The 18,497-nt window shown below is 42.1% G+C and carries 21 protein-coding genes; 17 read left to right on the forward strand and 4 right to left on the reverse strand.

All coding sequences use genetic code 11. The features are described from left to right. The first annotated feature begins 4 nt into the window (after positions 1–4). The 5 genes from N4597_RS01115 (at position 5) to N4597_RS01135 (ending at position 5,666) form a co-directional block, all read left to right on the forward strand. The gene (locus N4597_RS01115) at positions 5–3,157 is read left to right on the forward strand and encodes a YhgE/Pip domain-containing protein (RefSeq protein WP_260905327.1); all 3,153 of its coding nucleotides are present in this window, start codon (positions 5–7) and stop codon (positions 3,155–3,157) included. 128 nt (positions 3,158–3,285) lie between these two features. After that, positions 3,286–3,534, forward strand: a complete 249-nt coding sequence (locus N4597_RS01120; protein WP_089145169.1) for a hypothetical protein — start codon at positions 3,286–3,288, stop codon at positions 3,532–3,534. Between the two features lie 123 nt (positions 3,535–3,657). Beyond that, complete coding sequence (locus N4597_RS01125; protein ID WP_094131191.1) at positions 3,658–4,437, forward strand: AzlC family ABC transporter permease; 780 nt, start codon at positions 3,658–3,660, stop codon at positions 4,435–4,437. Between the two features lies 1 nt (position 4,438). Beyond that, the gene (locus tag N4597_RS01130; protein ID WP_050611272.1) at positions 4,439–4,780 is read left to right on the forward strand and encodes an AzlD domain-containing protein; all 342 of its coding nucleotides are present in this window, start codon (positions 4,439–4,441) and stop codon (positions 4,778–4,780) included. A 100-nt stretch (positions 4,781–4,880) separates the two neighbouring features. After that, positions 4,881–5,666 carry a hypothetical protein gene (locus N4597_RS01135; RefSeq protein WP_089145170.1) on the forward strand — a complete coding sequence of 262 codons (786 nt, stop codon included), beginning with the start codon at positions 4,881–4,883 and terminating at the stop codon, positions 5,664–5,666. Positions 5,667–5,749: 83 nt separating this feature from the next. Here N4597_RS01135 and N4597_RS01140 read toward each other — a convergent pair whose 3' ends face one another. Further along, positions 5,750–6,385, reverse strand: coding sequence for a phosphatase PAP2 family protein (locus N4597_RS01140; protein WP_056976645.1), 636 nt, complete (start codon positions 6,383–6,385; stop codon positions 5,750–5,752). A gap of 196 nt (positions 6,386–6,581) precedes the next feature. Between N4597_RS01140 and N4597_RS01145 the strand changes: the two genes are divergently transcribed. The 8 genes from N4597_RS01145 (at position 6,582) to N4597_RS01180 (ending at position 12,049) form a co-directional block, all read left to right on the forward strand. Beyond that, the gene (locus N4597_RS01145; RefSeq protein WP_056976644.1) at positions 6,582–6,776 is read left to right on the forward strand and encodes a hypothetical protein; all 195 of its coding nucleotides are present in this window, start codon (positions 6,582–6,584) and stop codon (positions 6,774–6,776) included. A gap of 18 nt (positions 6,777–6,794) precedes the next feature. After that, complete coding sequence (locus tag N4597_RS01150; protein ID WP_260904226.1) at positions 6,795–7,706, forward strand: hypothetical protein; 912 nt, start codon at positions 6,795–6,797, stop codon at positions 7,704–7,706. Beyond that, a complete protein-coding gene (locus N4597_RS01155; protein WP_172586452.1) occupies positions 7,678–8,568 on the forward strand; it encodes an RluA family pseudouridine synthase in 891 nt (296 codons plus the stop codon). Before N4597_RS01150 ends, N4597_RS01155 begins: the two co-directional genes overlap by 29 nt. Before the next feature lie 15 nt (positions 8,569–8,583). Then, positions 8,584–9,231 carry a metal-dependent transcriptional regulator gene (locus N4597_RS01160; RefSeq protein WP_056976641.1) on the forward strand — a complete coding sequence of 216 codons (648 nt, stop codon included), beginning with the start codon at positions 8,584–8,586 and terminating at the stop codon, positions 9,229–9,231. A 151-nt stretch (positions 9,232–9,382) separates the two neighbouring features. Then, positions 9,383–9,583, forward strand: coding sequence for a cold-shock protein (locus N4597_RS01165; RefSeq protein ID WP_089145173.1), 201 nt, complete (start codon positions 9,383–9,385; stop codon positions 9,581–9,583). 90 nt (positions 9,584–9,673) lie between these two features. Next, complete coding sequence (locus N4597_RS01170) at positions 9,674–10,855, forward strand: MDR family MFS transporter (protein WP_260904230.1); 1,182 nt, start codon at positions 9,674–9,676, stop codon at positions 10,853–10,855. Between the two features lies 1 nt (position 10,856). Further along, positions 10,857–11,606 carry a threonine/serine exporter family protein gene (locus N4597_RS01175; RefSeq protein WP_089145175.1) on the forward strand — a complete coding sequence of 250 codons (750 nt, stop codon included), beginning with the start codon at positions 10,857–10,859 and terminating at the stop codon, positions 11,604–11,606. 11 nt (positions 11,607–11,617) lie between these two features. Beyond that, the gene (locus N4597_RS01180; protein WP_089145176.1) at positions 11,618–12,049 is read left to right on the forward strand and encodes a threonine/serine exporter family protein; all 432 of its coding nucleotides are present in this window, start codon (positions 11,618–11,620) and stop codon (positions 12,047–12,049) included. 45 nt (positions 12,050–12,094) lie between these two features. Here the strand turns inward: N4597_RS01180 and N4597_RS01185 are convergent, their stop codons facing one another. The 3 genes from N4597_RS01185 to N4597_RS01195 are packed head-to-tail and all read right to left on the reverse strand — an operon-like array spanning position 12,095 to position 14,348. Continuing rightward, a complete protein-coding gene (locus tag N4597_RS01185; protein ID WP_260904232.1) occupies positions 12,095–13,123 on the reverse strand; it encodes an LCP family protein in 1,029 nt (342 codons plus the stop codon). 11 nt (positions 13,124–13,134) lie between these two features. Beyond that, positions 13,135–13,503, reverse strand: coding sequence for a DUF1634 domain-containing protein (locus tag N4597_RS01190; RefSeq protein WP_089145178.1), 369 nt, complete (start codon positions 13,501–13,503; stop codon positions 13,135–13,137). Beyond that, positions 13,503–14,348: a sulfite exporter TauE/SafE family protein gene (locus N4597_RS01195; protein WP_260904233.1), complete on the reverse strand. Its 846-nt coding sequence runs from the start codon at positions 14,346–14,348 to the stop codon at positions 13,503–13,505. Before N4597_RS01195 ends, N4597_RS01190 begins: the two co-directional genes overlap by 1 nt. A gap of 116 nt (positions 14,349–14,464) precedes the next feature. Here N4597_RS01195 and N4597_RS01200 point away from each other — a divergent pair, with 116 nt between their 5' ends. The 4 genes from N4597_RS01200 to alsS all read left to right on the forward strand — a co-directional run bounded on the left by N4597_RS01200 (position 14,465) and on the right by alsS (position 18,491). Further along, positions 14,465–15,331 (forward strand): LysR family transcriptional regulator, encoded by an 867-nt coding sequence (locus tag N4597_RS01200; protein WP_089145180.1) that lies wholly within the window; start codon positions 14,465–14,467, stop codon positions 15,329–15,331. Continuing rightward, a complete protein-coding gene (locus N4597_RS01205; RefSeq protein WP_260904235.1) occupies positions 15,331–16,155 on the forward strand; it encodes a zinc ribbon domain-containing protein in 825 nt (274 codons plus the stop codon). Before N4597_RS01200 ends, N4597_RS01205 begins: the two co-directional genes overlap by 1 nt. Beyond that, entirely contained in the window at positions 16,155–16,613 is a 459-nt protein-coding gene (locus tag N4597_RS01210) for a GNAT family N-acetyltransferase (RefSeq protein WP_260904238.1), read from the forward strand. Before N4597_RS01205 ends, N4597_RS01210 begins: the two co-directional genes overlap by 1 nt. 195 nt (positions 16,614–16,808) lie before the next feature. Beyond that, a complete protein-coding gene (gene alsS, locus N4597_RS01215) occupies positions 16,809–18,491 on the forward strand; it encodes an acetolactate synthase AlsS (protein ID WP_089145183.1) in 1,683 nt (560 codons plus the stop codon). The last annotated feature ends 6 nt before the right edge of the window (positions 18,492–18,497 follow it).

The raw sequence follows: 18,497 nt of genomic DNA on the forward strand, positions 1-18,497 counted from the left end.
GAGAATGATTATTGAAGAATTTAAGAACCTTAAACGGCATAAGATCTTAATCGCAACCATTTTAGGGATTATGAGTTTACCATTCTTATATTCACTATTCTTCTTAAAGTCTGTTTGGGACCCTTATGGAAGCACGAGCTACTTACCAGTAGCCGTGGTTAATAAGGACCAAGCTACTTACTATCAAGGTAAGAAATTCCAAGTTGGACATGACCTAGTGTCCAAGTTAAAAGATAATGATGATTTGGAATGGCACTTCGTTTCCGAAAAGGAAGCTAATGACGGTTTAAGCCATAAGAAATATTATATGGTTATTACCATTCCTAAGAACTTTTCTAAGAATGCAACAACCGTTTTGAATCGCCATCCCCACAAAATGAATTTGACATACAAGACTAACGACTCTTTAAACTACATTGGGAAGGTTATTTCCGAAACCGGGGTTAAGCAAGTCAACTCAGAAATTAGAGAATCCGTCTCAACTGCTTATGCCGACACAATGTTCAAGGTCGTAAAAAAGGTCGGCAAGGGCTTCAGCGAAGCAGCTAGCGGTTCTAAGCAATTAGCCGATGGCTCCAAGGTTTTAAATGATGGCCTAAATACCTACACCGCCGGGGTTGGTCAAGTTAACAACGGGGTTATCCAACTAGCAGCCGGCGTTGTACCCCTAAGTGACGGGGTCCAAAAACTAACTGCAGGCTCATCTGCCTTAGCAACCGGGCTTAAGACCTACACGGCTGGAGTTAGCCAAGTCAATGACGGGGTTCAAACTTTAAATTCAAGCACAGGTACTTTAGCAACCGGTGTTAATGCCTTAGCAACAGGTTCAAACACCCTTAAGGATGGGATTGGCCAATATACTGCTGGGGTTAGTCAAGTTAACGCCGGGGTAGGTGAATTGCAAGCCAAGACACCAACCTTGGCTAACGGGGTTGGTAAGTTAGCAGCTGGTTCTAAAGAATTTAACACCAAGCTTGCACAATACACTAACGGGGTTGATAAATTAAATGCTGGTTTAAGTCAAATTCCAGCTAAAGATTTGACCTCGCTAAAACAATTACCAGCAGCCGCAGCTGCTTTGTACCAATTAAACTACATTATGTCTGCTAGCATTGATAATGGTCTAAAGCAAATTGATCAACAATCTTTGAATGCTTTGTTAACAGGTGTTGGTCAAGTTGATACCCAGAAATTAGCTACAAGTCTAACGGTAATGAATAACCTAATGGGCCAAATGGGAAGCTTGCAAACGACGGCAAACCAAATGCAAAGTGGTCTACCCGCTATGGAACAAGCAATCGGCAAAAATCAACAGGCGATAGCAGCTAGTCTAGGTAAAATTGCCACTTACAATGGTACTAACCAAAAACTTGCTGACGCTGTGACCGGTGATGTTAACGCCGTTTTGGCTAGTCCTAATAGTACCTTAAGTGAAGCGGATAAAGCCAAACTTCAAGATGCTATAAAGAACACTGCAACTATTAAAACTAATTCGACTAATAGTTTAACCGAGGTTGGTGTTGTTGGTAATAATCTTACACAGCTAAAAGGTACATTAGATAAAACACTGGCTAGTTTAGGTGAATTAAAGACCCAAATGGCTGACTTACAAAAGCAAGCAAGTAGTTTAGACGTTAAAGGTTTGCAATCACAACTTGCCCTTTTGACAAAGATGCAAGGTGCCTTAGATAAGAATAAGTTAGCTAAATTACAAACTACTTTAGGTCAATTACAACAATTACAAACAGCAGCTGCTAAGGCAAGTAGTATTGCTCAAGAGCTTAATAGTGGTATTAACGGTCAAGGCTTGAGTAGTAGTGACCAAGCTAAACTTATGCAAACAGCTCAAGCAAGTTCTGATGCTACAACTGCATTAGTTGCCCAAAATACTGCTAAGTTAGCTGGACCTTCAACGGAGAAGTTCACAACTTTAGTGGCTGGTTTAGCTGAGTTAAGTAGCGGTGCAAAGGAATTATCAGCTAATAACGGGGCCCTTCTTGCTGGTTCTAATCAAATCGCAACTGGTTTGGGTACGTTAAACGATAGTATTCCAGCATTAACTAACGGGGTAACTAAATTAGCTAATGGAACCAACCAATTAGCTTCTAAGAACGCTGAGTTAAACTCCGGTGCAAGCCAACTTGCCGGTGGACTTGGTACATTAAATGCTAACGTACCAGCCCTTACAAGTGGGGTTAGCCAGTTAGCAAGTGGTACTAGTCAATTAGTAGCTAATAATGGTCAACTTAACTCGGGTGCAAGTCAATTAGCTGGTGGTTTGGGTACATTGAATGCGCAAATTCCAACTATGACTAACGGGGTTAACCAATTGGCAAGTGGGACTGGTCAGTTGGCGGCTAATAGTTCTGCCTTAACTGATGGTTCTGACAAGATTTACAAGGGTAACAAGAAGTTAGCTAAGAGCATGAAGCAAGGGGCTAACACCATTAAGAAGGTTAAGACTGGTAAGGATAATGCGAAGATGTTCGCTGCTCCATCTAACTTGGTGGAAAAACACTACAGTTACGTACCTAACTATGGTTACGCCTTGGCACCATACATGTTGTCAGTGGCACTCTTTGTTGGGGCAATGGTCTTTAACTTAGTTTACCCAATCAGACGCCTGGAATCAGAAGATGAAACAGCCTTTGAATGGTTTATGGCTAAGGTAACAATCGGTTCGATTGTGGCAATTGGTAATGCCTTAGTGGAAGCATTATTGATGATAGCTGCTGGTTTACACCCAGATCATTTGGGAGCAATGCTTGCTAACGGAATCCTCTTCTCATTAGCAATGATGTTCCTCATCATGTTCTTCTCAGTGGCCTTCCAAAACCCTGGTCGTTTCTTATGTATGATTTTATTGGTTATCCAATTAGGGGCTAGTGGTGGTTCCTTCCCAATTGAAATTACCAAGGGCTTAGGTGGCTTCTTCCAAGCTGTTAACCCATACTTACCAATGACTTACTCAATTTATGGATTCAGACAAGCCTTGACATCAGGGTTAGGTGCTAGTCAAATGATTACTTCTTACTCTGTTTCATTACTCTTCTTAGTAATTTCACTAGGCTTGTTATACGTAGCAATGGTTGTGGTTCGTCCTAACGTTGAATACGTCGAAGAAGTAGATATCAATAACTACACTAAGCAAAACTAATAGTTAGTTTAAAGAGCATGGCTTTTTATGAGCCGTGCTCTTTTTTTATCACAAGCGGATTTTTTACTTACTTAAGATAATTGAGCTATAATTGAATTAGTTTCAAAATTTGAATGGGGGATTTAATTATGAGTGAAAAGAACCGGACGGATGGTAAAGAAATTGAAGTTAGTAGCTTAGGCAAGCCATTTGTTAAGGGGAGCCACGTCAGCTTTACTTTTCACCGGCATCATTTTTCGGGGGTAGTTGAAAAGCAACTACGCAACTCGGCCATTCTTAAATTTGACCAGGAGTTTGCTAAGACAACGACAGCCATGGATATGAAGCAGTTAATCGTGATTTCGTATTCAAAGATGCAGTTACTCCCAGCTAAATAGTCTAAGCTTGTTTCTTCTAGGCGAAATTCTTCTTATGGCTTGGAAAAGAATTATTTTTCTCAAGTAATATGTTATAATTAACAGCAAAGGGACTTTTTTATTTATTGATGGAGGCTATTTTTTGTGAAAAAAGAAGAACCACGCTGGTTAGAGGTTTTGCGCGTGGCATTACCTCTATGCCTTAGTTATGTTCCCATTGGGTTGGCCTGTGGGATTTTGTTAAATAAAGCTGGTTTTAATGCAATTTTGACCCTTTTGGTTTCACTGATGGTTTTTTCAGGTGGAGCTCAATTTTTGATTGCATCAATGCTGGTAACTAACGCGCCAATCCATACGATTGTTTTAATGCTCTTTTTCCTAGAATTAAGGTATGCATTGCTTGGCTCTAGTTTATCCCAGTATTTACGTGGGACTAGCAAGCGCTTTTTATATGTCTTTGCCCTACATATGAACGATGAAAATTACGCTGTCAATTATTTGAAGTTTGCGACAGATAAAGAGTGGCGTCCCGGTGATGCCTTGATGGTTGAGCACTATACCTTACTGTTTTGGTCGGTTGCTAACCTGATTGGTAGCATCATTGGTGGCTTTATCCATATTAACTTGGAAATCGTTGATTTTGCTTTGACGGCCATGTTCTTGTACATGATTGTGATGCAACTTAAGAATCGCTTGACGATTTTAATTAGCTTTGTATCAGCTTGCTTTGCAATTGTTGCTATGTGCCTGTTGAAGAGTACCATGGGCTTGATTGTAGCTACCTTAGCTGCATCTTTAATCGGTTTTGCCATGGAAGATTACCTTGTTAAGCATGGGCGTGAACGGGGTTACTTGTTAAGTAAGATTAAGCGGCGCAAGAAACGCCCGGTAGCTGTACCTGAAAGTGATTCAGAAGGAGAGTAGTATGGGATATTCAACGCTTGACCACGTCTTGTTGGTCGTTTTTTCAATGATAGCAGCTTTTATTCCACGGGTAGTGCCGTTGCACATTTTTGCAACTAGAAAGATTCCTAACTGGTTCAACGAGTGGATGAAGTATGTACCGGTATCACTTTTTACTGCCTTGGTGGTAAAGGATATTTTTATTAATACCAAAACTTACACTTTTGTAGGTTTAGATAATGTAGCTAAGATTTTAGCTGCCATTATTGTAATGGCGATTGCTTATAAGACTAGATCTATGGGGCTGTCAGTAGTCTTTGGTTTAATTGCAGTTGCTTTACTAGCGATGGTAGTTCCAGTCTAAGAAATTTTTGGGGAATGAAGTAAAAGTGATTTGTGCTTTTAGTTTGTTCCTTTTTTAGTAAAGCTGGCAGTCCAATTAGAAGTGATAAGGGGGAGAGAGTGTGAAGCGTTGGGTTTGGTGGTCGTTAGTGGCCGTGATAACGGCCGTAATTTTTATCGGCTTTGGCTACACTAAAAAGGTAGCGACACAAAAAGATTATGAACAGTTGGTCGCACGCGGCCAAGCTAATATTGACCGTGCCGATTATAAGCAGGCCAAGATTAATTTTCAAGATGCGTTGAAGAAAAAGCAAAATGATAAGCCGGCTCAAATTTACCTAAAGCAAATTGCTACCTATCAAGCTGGCTTAAAGTTGCTAAAGCAGAAGCAATATCAAGCGGCTAGACTTAATTTTCAAATGGTTGCCGCTACGGATGGTGGTTCTAGTACGTTGGTTAGACGGTCAGCCAACCTTCAAACCGAATTGAAGGAAGTAATTAAGGAACTAAAAATCTTTAAAACCGCTTATGATAAAGCCTACAAACTTTCTAGTAGGTACCAGTACAGTGCTTCTAACACGAAGTTAGCCGTAATTTTGGGTTATGGTAGCATTGACCAAGATTACTACCGCACGATTCGCCAAAAGGCTAAGAAATTACAAGGCTATAATAACTATGTCTTGCGTAGTCTCGGCTATACCGTTGAAGTTGATGATGATAGCGCGGAAACTAAGGTGGCCCCTAAAAACGATAAGGCCATTAGTCCTGAACGCCTAGCTCAAGCTAAAAAGGAGTTAGCTCGTGCGGGGGTGAATACAAAAAAACTCAGTCCCACTGAATTGAAGCGCCTAATTATTAAGGCTGACAAGGAGCACAAGTCCGTTGTGAAAGTGTTAAAAGAAAAATAAGCTGGCTAAAGGTCACTAAGGGTTACTTAGGGCCTTTTTGCTTACAAAAAAACCTAGACCCTGGTGGCCTAGGGAGTTGGTTATTAGCTTTGGGTGTGCCAGGATGATTTAGGTTGAAACATTCTTGCAACCTGCCAGGTAAAACCGGCTAAAAGAAAACTAGCCAAAACGTCGCTGGGATAGTGGACGTGTAGGTAAATCCGGCTTAAAGCGATTAGTAAAGCCCAAATAGCTGCCAGGCAAGTTAGGCTTAAGCGGACGTTGCGGCTTTGGAAGTGGACTATCAATAGGTAGACGATAAAGAGGATGAAGATAGTCGTTCCAAAGGTGTGTCCACTTGGAAAGCTAAAGCCACCGATTGCAACCAGTTTATCGCTGGGGCGGGGACGTTGCATCAGGTTTTTAACCAAAAAGACTAGTAAGTTACCACTAGCCAGGGTTACTAGCGCCCAAATGGCATCGCGGGTAGAGTACTTAAGGTAAACGCAGATAATAACCAGTAACGAAAAGATGGTTGCCATTACCGGCCCGCCCAGGTTAGTAATGAACTCAACAATCCTGGTATTAGTAGGATTGGTCAGTGGTTTGAGTAAGGTTTGAATGGCCGTATCAAAATTGGTGACGAGCACGTTGTTAGTATGAACTAAGACGGCCAGGATTAAAAAGCCGGTTAAAAAACAGCTGGCTTTTAACAAGTGTGCTTTATTTTTGCTTGCCAATTTAAGGAACTCCTTTTTAATAAATCAATCCTTCAAATTTTAGCATATTTACTTTAAGTTAGTGCTACTCCGAAGAAAACTTAGATAAGCCTTAAGAATTAAATCGCTTGTTGTAAATCTAAAATAAGGTATAATTGAATATGAAAATGCTTAACATCTGTTAAGTTTTTTATTGGAATAACACGAGGTGTAAAGAATGCAACTACTACCTAAGCGAAACTATGCAGAGATGCTGATAATTTTGTTAGTGACAATTTTATACAGTCTTTGTCCCGCCGACCTTAAGCAAGCCTTAGGTATTTCAGAAAGTTTATACATGCAAGTAATGGGGCTGTTATTACTAGCAGTGATGTTATTGGATGTTGCTGTGATGTCGTATTGGCGTTCATGATTGATAAGAAGGAACAAGATGGAAACAAGAAGAAGTAAACCAAAGCAAACGGAAAAAAGGTGGCCACTGTTGAGTTGGGTGGTAACCTTTATTATGGTTTTTTCGTTAGCAATAACCTTTCTAGGGTGGGGGTTGAAGACCACTGCCTTTAACGTTAACTTTGCTAAACAAGAAGTACAAACCAGTGGCTTAAATAAGGAGTTAGCTACTGATTTAATGTTAGCACTGGATAGTTATCGGAGCGACCTTGGAATTGAGCCAGGTAAGTTATTGACTAAACAGCAGGTAAATGAAGATATAATTTTGGCGGTAGAGAACTTTTATGCGGGCAAAAAAACCATCTTAGACACTAAGAAAATTGCAGAGCAGGTGGCGTCTAACATGGATAACTACCTGCAGACCGGTGAGTTAGGACTAGGTTTAAATGCAAATTCTGAAAGATACCTGGCCCTTAAAAGTACGGTGACGACTGGCATCCAGGAAAAGTTGGCCTGGAACCTAGGGCAAAATGCTAATATTAATGATGTTCAAACCGAGTTTATGAAAGCTAAGCAAATAGTTGATACTTTGTTTAAGGTGGGCTTAACGCTTAGCATCATTTTGGCGGTAATACTAGTGCTCTTACAGGGGTTGCGACCATTTAACTGGGCTTATTATCTAGGCTTAGCTGGTTGTTGGGCGACGGTTCCTTTTTACCTATTGTTATGGCTACTAGCTAAATATCAAATTTACTCAAGTTTTATCCCTTATTCAGCGCGGACAATCGCAATTCCTTTAGAAAAGATTGCGGTGGCGGTGACTGCTAGCCTACAGGCCACTGTCTTTGCCGGGGTAGTCGTAGCGTTAGGTCTGTTAATTTTAGGAATAATTGGGATGAGATTTCAGCAGAAAGTAGGACATTATGGAATTCACATGGCAAAACGAAGGTAAGCAACAAACCTTAAAAAAGTTTTTGGCTGCTAGAGGTGTCAGTCATCGTTTGATGGGAAAGATTAGACGGCAGAAGGGAGCCGTGCTCGTTGATGGCAAAAAGGTCCCCTTTGGGACGGTCTTACACCAAAACGAACAAGTGACCCTGGTTTTACCTGAGGAAAAGCCAGTCATCAAAATTGCAGCTAGTCCCAAGCCAATTGAGGTCCTCTATGAGGATGCTAACTGGCTACTAGTGGCTAAACCGGCCGGATTGACCAGTGTTCCAGGCCCAAGTAATCGGGAGGATACATTGGTGAACCGAGTTAAGTATTATTTGGAACGCAATGGTCGCAAAAATGTGGTGCCCCATATTATTACCCGCTTAGACCGCTACACGAGTGGGGTAGTCTTACTGGCTAAACACAGTTTTGCTCAGGGCTTGATTGATAAGCAGGTAAGTAACCACGAATTTGATAAACGGTACTATGCAATAGTAGCCGGGCAAATTACCAAGCAACATGGCTTGATTGAAGCGCCGCTGAAGCGGAAAGAGGGCGAAAATTTTCAAATCGTTAGTCCCGACGGCAGGCAGGCTGTAACCGAGTACTGGTTAAAAGCTAACCTAGCCGGTGGAAGCTTAGTGGAAGTAAAGCTCCATACAGGAAGAACCCACCAAATTAGGGTGCATTTCCAATCTAAGGGGCATCCACTTTTGGGAGACGAGTTATATGGGGGGCCTTTAGATATGGGGATTGAGCGACAGGCGCTTCATGCCTACCACTTAGCCTTTAATGATCCCTTTACTAATAAGCGCTTAGTAGTTGAAGCACCACTTCCAAGTGATATGAAGTCAGTGCTTGCTAAACTGAAAGTAGACTAAAGATGGGGTGAAGAAATGACACCGAAAAAAGAAGACTACCTCAAAATCATTTTTGAATTAGGTGGTAAGAAAAAGAAAATCTCTAATAAGCAAATCGCCTTGAGTTTAAACGTGGCGGCTGGGTCCGTGACGGAAATGGTGAAGAAATTAGTTGCTAGTCATTTGGTTGAACATGAACCTTATGCAGGCATTTCACTTACGACGGAAGGTGCTAAGGCAGCCGAAGACCTAGTAAGACGTCACCGGCTTTGGGAAACCTTTTTAGTGAATAAGTTAAACTATAAGCTCCAAGACGTTCACACCGACGCCGAGGTCTTAGAACACATTACCAGTAACAATTTGATGAATCATTTGGAAGAATTCCTAGGTAACCCTAAGCGTTGCCCTCATGGTGGGGTGATTCCACGTCAAGATGGCCAATACGAAGAAGATAGCCATAAAGTCTTAGCAAGTGTCTTAGATGGTCAAGAAGCAGTAGTAGATCGCTTTATTGATAACCACGACCTTTTAGAATACCTAGCTGATGTTAAGCTAAACATTGGTGATAAGATTAAGGTGACAAAACATACGCCGTTTGAAGGCCCAATCGAGCTGGTATTGTTGGCCTCTGGCGAAAAGATGAGTATTGGTTACAAAGCGGCTCATTATATTTTTGTTCGCTGATAACCTATCTTTTTTAATGCTTTCGTGGTATACTGAGCATTGTACTTTTGCATAGGTTACATGGTAAGGATGTTTCAATTAACTTTCTCCATTGCACCAATTCAGAACTACAAATAATTACGTGCCGGTTGGCGCATAGGAGGATTTTTTAATGGAACAAGGAACAGTAAAGTGGTTTAACGCAGATAAAGGTTTTGGCTTTATCACTCGTCAAGATGGTAGTGACGTATTTGTTCACTTCTCAGCTATTCAAGGTGAAGGTTTCAAGACTTTAGACGAAGGTCAAAGTGTTACTTTCGACGTTGAAGAAGGTCAACGTGGACCACAAGCAGTTAACGTTGTTAAAGCGTAAGCTGAATTTAGTAGATTAAAACAAGGCTGAGAAAGTTTTACTTTCTCAGCCTTTTTGTTATAATTGCAAGCAAAAAGAAGGGGGATGGCGATGGAAAAGCAAGTCAAAGAGTTACCATTAATTTGGTTATTAATTGGGAACTTAGTCGAATCGACCGGGATGAGTTTCATCTGGCCGTTGACGACTATCTATATGCATGATTATCTAGGTAAAAGTTTGACGGTTGCGGGGGTTGTCTTATTTATTGGCTCAATGGCAATGATTGCTGGTAACTATACTGGGGGCTACCTCTATGATCATAAGGATGCCCGTCACTACTTGCTACTTGCTTTAACACTGAGTTTATTTGCGACTGGCTTTTTAGTTTTTGAGAGTGGCTGGCCTTACTATCCACTAATGATTATCCTAAATAACTTTGCAATTGGGGTTTCAGGAACAATTGTCAACTCGTTAGCGACCACCATCAAGCGCTATGATTCACGTTACGTCTTTAATTTAATGTACTTCATGGCAAATGTCGGGGTGGTTTTAGGAACACTGGGCGTAGGCTTTGTGATTAATATTAGTGTCCGCTTGATTTTTATAATTAACTTTGTCATGTTTGCAGTCTTCTTTGTAATTGCTAGTCTCTTTTATAAGGTACCAAAAAATGATAAGCACCACTTAAAGCAAGCTAAGCAAGCGAGAATGAAGACTAGGCGTTATGCGGTCTATATTATTACGGCGGTCTTAATTGCTTACTTCGTCATCCAACTAGGTTATGCCCAGTGGCAAAGTAATTTGTCGGTGTACATGGAAAAACTGGGGATATCTTTAAGCAAGTACAGCTTGCTGTGGACAATTAACGGTGTGATTATTGTGTGCCTACAGCCAATCATTTCTTGGATAGATGAGCACTATAATGTGGATATTTTCAAGAAAGTTTACCTAGGAATCGGTTTATTTGTGGTGGCATACAGCTCATTAATTGTGGCTCATGCTTATTGGATGTTTATTATGTCAATGGTGATTGTCACAGTTGGGGAAGTGTGTTTATTTCCAGCGATTCCCACGGTTGTGGATAAGTTAAGTAGTGCTAGTGAAAAAGGTAAGTACCAAGGGCAAATCGGAATTGCGGCCTCTTTAGGGCATGCAATCGGGCCTTTATTTGGTGGCGTGGTAATTGAACATTACTCATATGGAATTTTATTTACGTTAATGGCGTTAGGGGTCTTTATGAGTGAAGGGTGGCTAATTCTTTGTCGCAGGCTAAAAGCGAAGATAGGTGATTGAGATGAGTCAAAAAACTGACGGGTTAATTATCAAAACGGTCATGTTGGCGGGCAGAATCATGATAGAAAGTGGGGCTGACATGGCCCGGGTAGACGATACTTTAAAAAGAATCGCTAGAAATGCAGGGATTAAAGATCCTAAGATTTTTGAGACAACCACAGGTATTACCATGTCAATTCCTGACCGGCATGAAGCCCAGGTAGAACCAATCAACAAGCGGACGATTGATTTAGAAAAAGTTGCCCGGGTAAATGATGCCTCGCGGGCCTTTCAAAATAAGCAACTTAGCTTACCAAATTTTTATCTCAAACTGATGGCCATTGATGTGAGTGCACCGTTTTTTGCCTTTTACTGGCAGCTAATGGCGGCTGCCTTGGTCAGTGCAACCCTGGTTATCATGTACGGAGCTTCCTGGCGTGATTTTTTACCGACAGCTCTAGTTGGGGCCTTAGGCTATACTTGTTTTTACTTCATCAACAGTCGGTATAAAATTAGGTTTGTTAGTGAATTCTTGGCGGCCTTATTGATAGGTTTTAGTGCGGTAATGCTGGTCCGGTTTAATCTAGGCTATAGCGTTGACCGAATTATCATTGGCGCTTTGATGCCCTTAGTTCCTGGGGTACCGTTAACCAATGCAGTTCGTGATCTTTTAGCAGGGCATATTTTGAGTGGGATGGCTCGCGCTATGGAGGCAATCTTAACTGCCTGTGCCTTGGGGCTAGGGATTGCCTTTATTTTGAAATTTATGTAGGGGGCCTGGAAATGGAATGGATTATGCATGCTGCTTTTAGTTATTTATCTTCGCTGGGCTTTGGCGTGATTATTAACGTTCCCCGCCGGGCCTTAAATGCCTGTGGCTTTATCGGAATGTTGGGCTGGTTGACTTACTTAGTCATCAAAAATTTGGAAGCAGGGGCAATGCTTGCCAACTTAGGGGCTGCGCTAGCGATTGGCTTATGTTCAATTTTTATGGCCCGTTGGCAAAAGATGCCCACGATTTTATTTAACATTCCCAGCTTAGTTCCCTTGGTGCCAGGAGGCCAGGCCTACCAGGCGGTTAGGTATTTTGCCCTAAACGATAATACCGTCGCCTTACGCTATGTTGTTCAGGTGGCGATGATTGCTGGTGCAATCGCAATGGGCTTTTTTCTGGCCGAATTATTAGGACAAGCTTATTACCGGATGAAATCGTAAGAAAAGACCTTGTAACTTTATTTGGTAAAAGTTACAAGGCCTTTTTTATTGAGTATCAATGGTATTGTCACTAGCGAGCGTGCTACCGGTAGTAGCGGGTTCTAAGTCAAGGGCTGCTCTAAGGATATCGGTAATAGCTTGTTTATTTTTAGTATCAACCACCTCGAAATCCTGCCCGTCAATGACCTCGGTGGAACCTTGCATTGAGTAGGACTTCATGTGGTGGGTAGCTACTCTGTAGTCAGTTCCTAAGTAGATTAGGTCATCAAAGGTGAGGTCAGTGCTTATTTGACTTTTAATTGTCTTTAAGAAACCGTCATCTAGGAGGTTGATTAACTTACTGCTCTTGAAGGCGAGCTTAGTTAGGACCTGCCGTTGCCGTGCTTGGCGGCCATAATCGCCTAGGGGGTCGTCGTCGCGCATCCGCACGTAGGCTAAGGCCCGCTTGCCGTTCATGTGGGTAGTCTGATCCTTGGTAAAGCTTTGGTTGTCGTAGCTAAAGGTGATTAAAGGCTTAATATCTAAGCCACCAACCGCATTGATTAAGTTCTCAAGTCCGCCCATATTGATGGTAGCGTAGTAGTCGATGGGAACGTTGAGGTATTTTTGCACCGTCTTGAGTGCGGTTTTAGCTCCACCATAGGCATAGGCAGCGTTAATTTTACTTGGGAAATACTGTTCGTAGCCAAATACAGCCACCTCGGTATCGCGTGGGATGCTGACGACTGTCATCGTCTTTTGCTTGGGATTAAGGACGGCTAGGATCATTGTATCAGTCCGCCCTTGAAAGGTTCTTCCTAAGGCTCCGGTGTCCGTTCCCAGTAACAGGATAGAGACGGGCTTGTTTTGTTTCAAGATTGCGTCAACGTTGCGGGCTTTTTTCGTGTCGGTAGACTGGTAAATATCGGCGGCCGTTTGCTTAGCCGTTGCTAGGTGTTTTTTTAGGTAACTGGCGGTAAAAAGTGCCAGCACAACAAAAATTAATAAGCTTAAGGTAAAGCAGCCTTGGTTCTTTTGCGGCCGAGGACGTCTTAATTCTTTTTTTCGCCGTAAGTTTTCGTTACTATTCTCCATTAAACTCCCTCCTAGTGATGACCGATGATAAAGCTGATAACGAGAATTACTAAGACGATGGAGGTAATCCAAACATAGAGGTGATCTTTTTCCTTAGCAAAGGCGTAAATTGAAATAACAACGCGCAAGACTGGGGTCAAGATTAGTAGGAAGATACCAAGCATCATCCAAGCAGCGGCCTTAAAAGCGCAGACCCCGGCGATAATGGCTTGCAGAGTTGTTGGGTAGAAGGTACCGGGGTAACCACTTTTACCGGTGACTAGTAGTAAACCAAGACCGATAATCATAACGAAGGCGGCAATTAAAACCCCAATCCGCATAATTTTCCCAATTAAGAGCTCAACTTGATTCATTTCAGTTTGTAAATCGTGTTTAGTCATTAAATCATCACCCCACATGCTTTAAGAATCATTTGTAAGCCCAGGTAAAGGAGGATGGGAATAAAGATCATCCGAATAACTTTAGCGGGAAGATGAGGCATAATTCTGCTTCCTAAGGCAGCTCCTCCTAAAATTCCCAAGGCTAAGGGGACAGCTATTTCGGGTTTGATGGCCCCATTAAAGAAGTAAACGGTAGCAGAGGCAGCGGCGGTCACCCCCATCATGAGGTTACTGGTGGCGCTAGAAGGTTTTAAAGGCATCTTCATAGCGTTATCCATGGCCATAACCTTAAAGGCTCCCGAACCGATTCCAAGCATTCCGGAAGCTAGGCCGGCGCCAAACATAATTGATAACCCTAAGGGGATATTTTCTACTTGGTAATCAATTTGTTGGTTGAGATTTTTATCATAATAAGAGCTATTTAACTTAAATTTAGTCGCAAGCTTATCGGGGTTAGCCCGTTTTAAGACTTCCTTACCTAAGCGTAACTTACGGTACATATTCCAACTAGAAAAGACCAGCAGGGCTCCAAACAAGAAGTATAAGATGTTGCCATTGAAATAGCCCGTTAGTAAGGCACCAACGATGGCACCAATGGTGGTGGCAATTTCCAAAAACATTGCCACCCGTAAGTTCAAAACATAATCTTTAAGGTAGGCAATAGTTGCCCCTGAACTGGTAGCAATTACAGCGATAATACTAGCGCCAATAGCGTATTTAATGTCTAACCCTAGTGCTAGGGTAACAATCGGGGTGATAATCATTCCGCCCCCGATTCCTAAAATGGCACCCATGGTTCCGGCAAAGATGCCGACTAGTAACATGGTCAAAGCTGTTGTAAGCATAACAAAAAACTCCTTTTTATAAAGCTTCTGTTAAATGATAGCACTAATATTGATATATGAAAAATACTAATTTATACTTGATGATATATAAAAAAAGTATATTAGGGGGTGGAGGTTTGAATCTAAAGCAACTAAAGTATTTTTTAGCCGTGGCAGAAGAAAAGCAGGTAACGGCAGCGGCTAAGCGGCTGCACATTGCCCAGCCGCCATTAAGCTATCAGTTAAAGGAGTTAGAAAAGGATTTAGACGTCAAGTTGTTTAAACGAACCGCTAAGGGGGTAATTTTAACTGAGGCAGGGAAGATGCTAACGGACTACGCCCGCCAAATAGTGGATTTAACCCAGGTGACTGAAGAAAAAGTCCGTAAGGCTAACCAAGGACAGATTGGGACAATTTCGTTAGGCCTAATTTCTTCATCGGGTGGGTTTATGGCTTCTGTAGCCTTAGCCGATTTTCAAGCACGCTATCCGGATGTTAGTTATGAAATTTACGAAGACAATACCTATGGAATTATCGAGAAGCTTCACCAAGGCCAGCTGGATTTGGCCATTGTGCGGACGCCCTTTAATCAGCGGGGGTTAAAATTAAACTACCTCACTAAAGAAAAGATGGTGGTAGTTAGTGCTAATAACTATTCCCCCCAGCTACCAACCAGTTTTACTTTAACGAATTTGGAAGAACATCCCCTCATTATCTATCGGCGGTTTAAGAATATCTTCACCGATTCATTTGAACATTATGGGATTAAGCCCAATGTGTTGATGGAATGTGATGACGCTCGAACCGCACTTTACTGGGCGGAGATGAAACTGGGTCTAGCACTTGTGCCTGAATCGATTGCTAAATTAGCCCGTAATTGTCGCATTATTCCGGTTGATTATCCAGCTTGGGAAACACAGATGGCGCTAATTTGGCTTAAGGGCAAGGAATTACGGCCGATTTTGAAAGAATTTATTAGTGTTATTAAGGAGGGATGGAAGTAATGGATTATTATTGTCAACGTTGTGGTCGCATTATTGGTGAAACAGAGCGGGTTTGTCCGGCTTGTGGGGTTAGCCAGGATCGTTTCAAGGCTGATGAGGAGCAAAAAGCTTGCAAGAAGTGCCAGCAAGAAATTCCGGTAAACTCTAATTATTGCTATCATTGTGGGGCAGACCAGGCTCAGTATTACTATCAAAGTGAACCCTTAAAAAAGGAGACGCCCCAGGTAGAAAAAGAGGAGCAACCAGACCAAGAAAATATCTTTAAACAGATCTTTGAAGGCGATTATGACGATTTAAATGCAAGCTACCAGCGCATCTTGAAAGCAGAAGAAGAACAGCGTGCAGAGTTGCAAAAGCTTAAGGGCAAAGTAACGCGGGCAAATGAAAATGAAAAGCCTGGGTTAATCCCGTCGACAAAATTATACCTAAAAGACTGGTTCAATATTAATAAACGAATGGGCCGGGCCGATTTTTGGTGGAGCTTTGTAGGGATGATTGGTTTGACCTTTGTATTTTCACTAGTCTTGTCCGTGGTCGTGACGGGGCTTAGGAGCGTTGAGCCTAATTTTGCCAACTTCTTTTTGAATTTTATGGTGAGGGTGTTCATTGGCTTCATCTTGATTGCTAATATGAGTGCCCTAATCAGACGCTTTAGGGATGCAGAGATTCCGGTCATTGCAATTGTAATGGTCTTTATCCCAGTTGTTGGCGAAATAGCAGCTTATATACTAGCAACTAAAAAGCAAGTGGTTACTAACAACGACTATACTTTTATCGACCCTGTTAGGGAGGTCAAAAAACGGCGGAAAGCCAGGAAAAAGTAATGGAAATTAAGACGAAACGATTACTACTTAGACCCTATGTGATTGACGATTTGACTGATGTCTATGAGTATGCCAGCCAAAAAAAGGTTGCCCAGGCAGCCGGGTTTACAGCCGTTAGCGATATCCGGGGGGCGTTATTATTTTTAGAAGTCTTGCAAAATCAGGGGGCACTAGCGATTTACAGTCACTTACACCAAAAGGTAATCGGCAACATTAGCTTTTACCCTAGCTTTGCTAGTAGCAAATTTGAGTTAGGTTACGCTCTAAATAGTAACTATTGGCAGCGTGGATATATGACCGAAGCGTTGCAAGCTCTTTGTAAGAATTTGGGCGATAAGGAAGTACTGGCCTACGTGTATCCTAATAATGAGGCCTCACTGAGGTTGTTGCAAAAGTGTAACTTTGAAGCGCAAGGAAGTTGGCGCAAGGGGGCACAGTTATTTAAACATACCGGGTAAGCGTTACCATTTAAAAGCGAAAAATTACACAAATTCACAAAGTTTTGAGAGGGGTTTAGAGTCGATTATAAAAGCTTTTAGTATCTAGTTAAAATTAAGGATTTCACAATAATTCTTAAGGCTGGAATTATTATTTTTAAGGTGCTAAGATTGGTAAGAAAACAAGTAGTTAAGGGCAAAAAATAGGAGGATGAAATGTCAGAAGAAAAGAAACGTTTTGGCGCTGATGCTATCGTTGATAGTTTAGCCAATCATGATGTTGAATATGTTTTTGGGATTCCAGGAGCAAAGATTGACCGGGTGTTTGAACGTTTAGAACATCCTGTTAATCCTAAGGCACCTAAGTTAATTGTTACTCGCCACGAACAAAACGCCGCTTTCATGGCCGCTGGGATTGGACGAATTACCGGTAAGCCAGGGGTTGTAATTGCAACTTCCGGTCCAGGGGCATCTAACTTAGCAACTGGTTTGGTGACAGCAACTGCTGAAGGGGACCCTGTTTTAGCAATTGCAGGTCAGGTTCAAAGAACCGACTTACTTCGTTTAACTCACCAAAGCATGGATAACGCTGCCTTGTTTGCGCCAATTACTAAGTACAGCGCCGAAGTTCAAGAACCAGAAAACATTTCCGAAGTTATAGCTAATGCTTACCAAGAAGCAGAGTCATCCAAGCAAGGGGCAAGTTTTGTATCAGTTCCACAAGACGTGACTGATTCAGAAGTTAAGACTGAAGTAATTGCACCACGGATTCCACCTAAGTTGGGACCTGCTAGTCCAATCGAATCAACCTTGCTTTCCCAACGGATTAAAGAAGCACGGTTGCCGGTCTTATTACTAGGGATGCGGGCTTCTGATCCGGATACAACTGCCGCTATCCGGAACTTGATTGCTGCTACCCACTTACCAGTTGTTGAAACCTTCCAAGGGGCTGGGATTATCCCACGCAATATGGAAGCCGACTTCTTTGGCCGGGTAGGGCTCTTTAGAAACCAACCCGGTGATAAGTTGCTTAAGCGAAGTGATTTGGTAATTGCCATTGGTTATGACCCAATCGAATACGAACCACGTAACTGGAACCAAGATGGTAAGGCTCACATCGTGGTTATCGATTCAATGCGTTCAGAAATTGATAAGAACTTCCAACCTGAAAAGGAATTGGTTGGGGACATTGCTCAAACCTTAGACTTCTTATTACCATACATGAAGGGTTACAAGCTACCGGAAGATTCCCAAGCATACTTGGATTCAATCAGAAAAGAAGAAGCTTTGCGGGATGAACCACCTGCCTTAGAAGAAGGACAAGTACGGAGCCACCCACTAAGCATCATCCAAGCATTGCAAGACCGCGTGACTGACGACATGACTGTGACTGTTGACGTTGGTAGTTTCTATATTTGGATGGCACGCCATTTCAAGAGTTATGAACCACGGCACTTGCTCTTTAGTAACGGGATGCAAACGCTAGGGGTAGCTTTACCATGGGCTATTTCTGCTGCCTTAGTTCGTCCTAATACCCAAATCGTTTCAGTTTCTGGTGATGGTGGCTTCTTATTCTCTGCCCAAGACTTAGAAACAGCAGTCCGCTTGAACCTTAACATCGTCCACATTATTTGGAATGATGGTAACTATGACATGGTTAAGTTCCAAGAAGAAATGAAGTACGGCCAATCAGCTGCGGTTAAATTTGGACCGGTTGACTTCGTTAAGTATGCAGAAAGTTTTGGAGCCAAGGGGCTACGGGTCAACAAGGCTGCTGACTTAGAAAAGGTCTTAGACGAAGCCTTTGCAATCGATGGACCAGTCATCGTTGACGTTCCGGTTGATTACAGCGACAACCAAGAATTAGGTAAGCAAATCTTAGACGACCAATTACACTAATTTTTT

The sequence above is a fragment of the Ligilactobacillus agilis genome (assembly GCF_025311475.1).
Taxonomy (GTDB): domain Bacteria; phylum Bacillota; class Bacilli; order Lactobacillales; family Lactobacillaceae; genus Ligilactobacillus; species Ligilactobacillus agilis.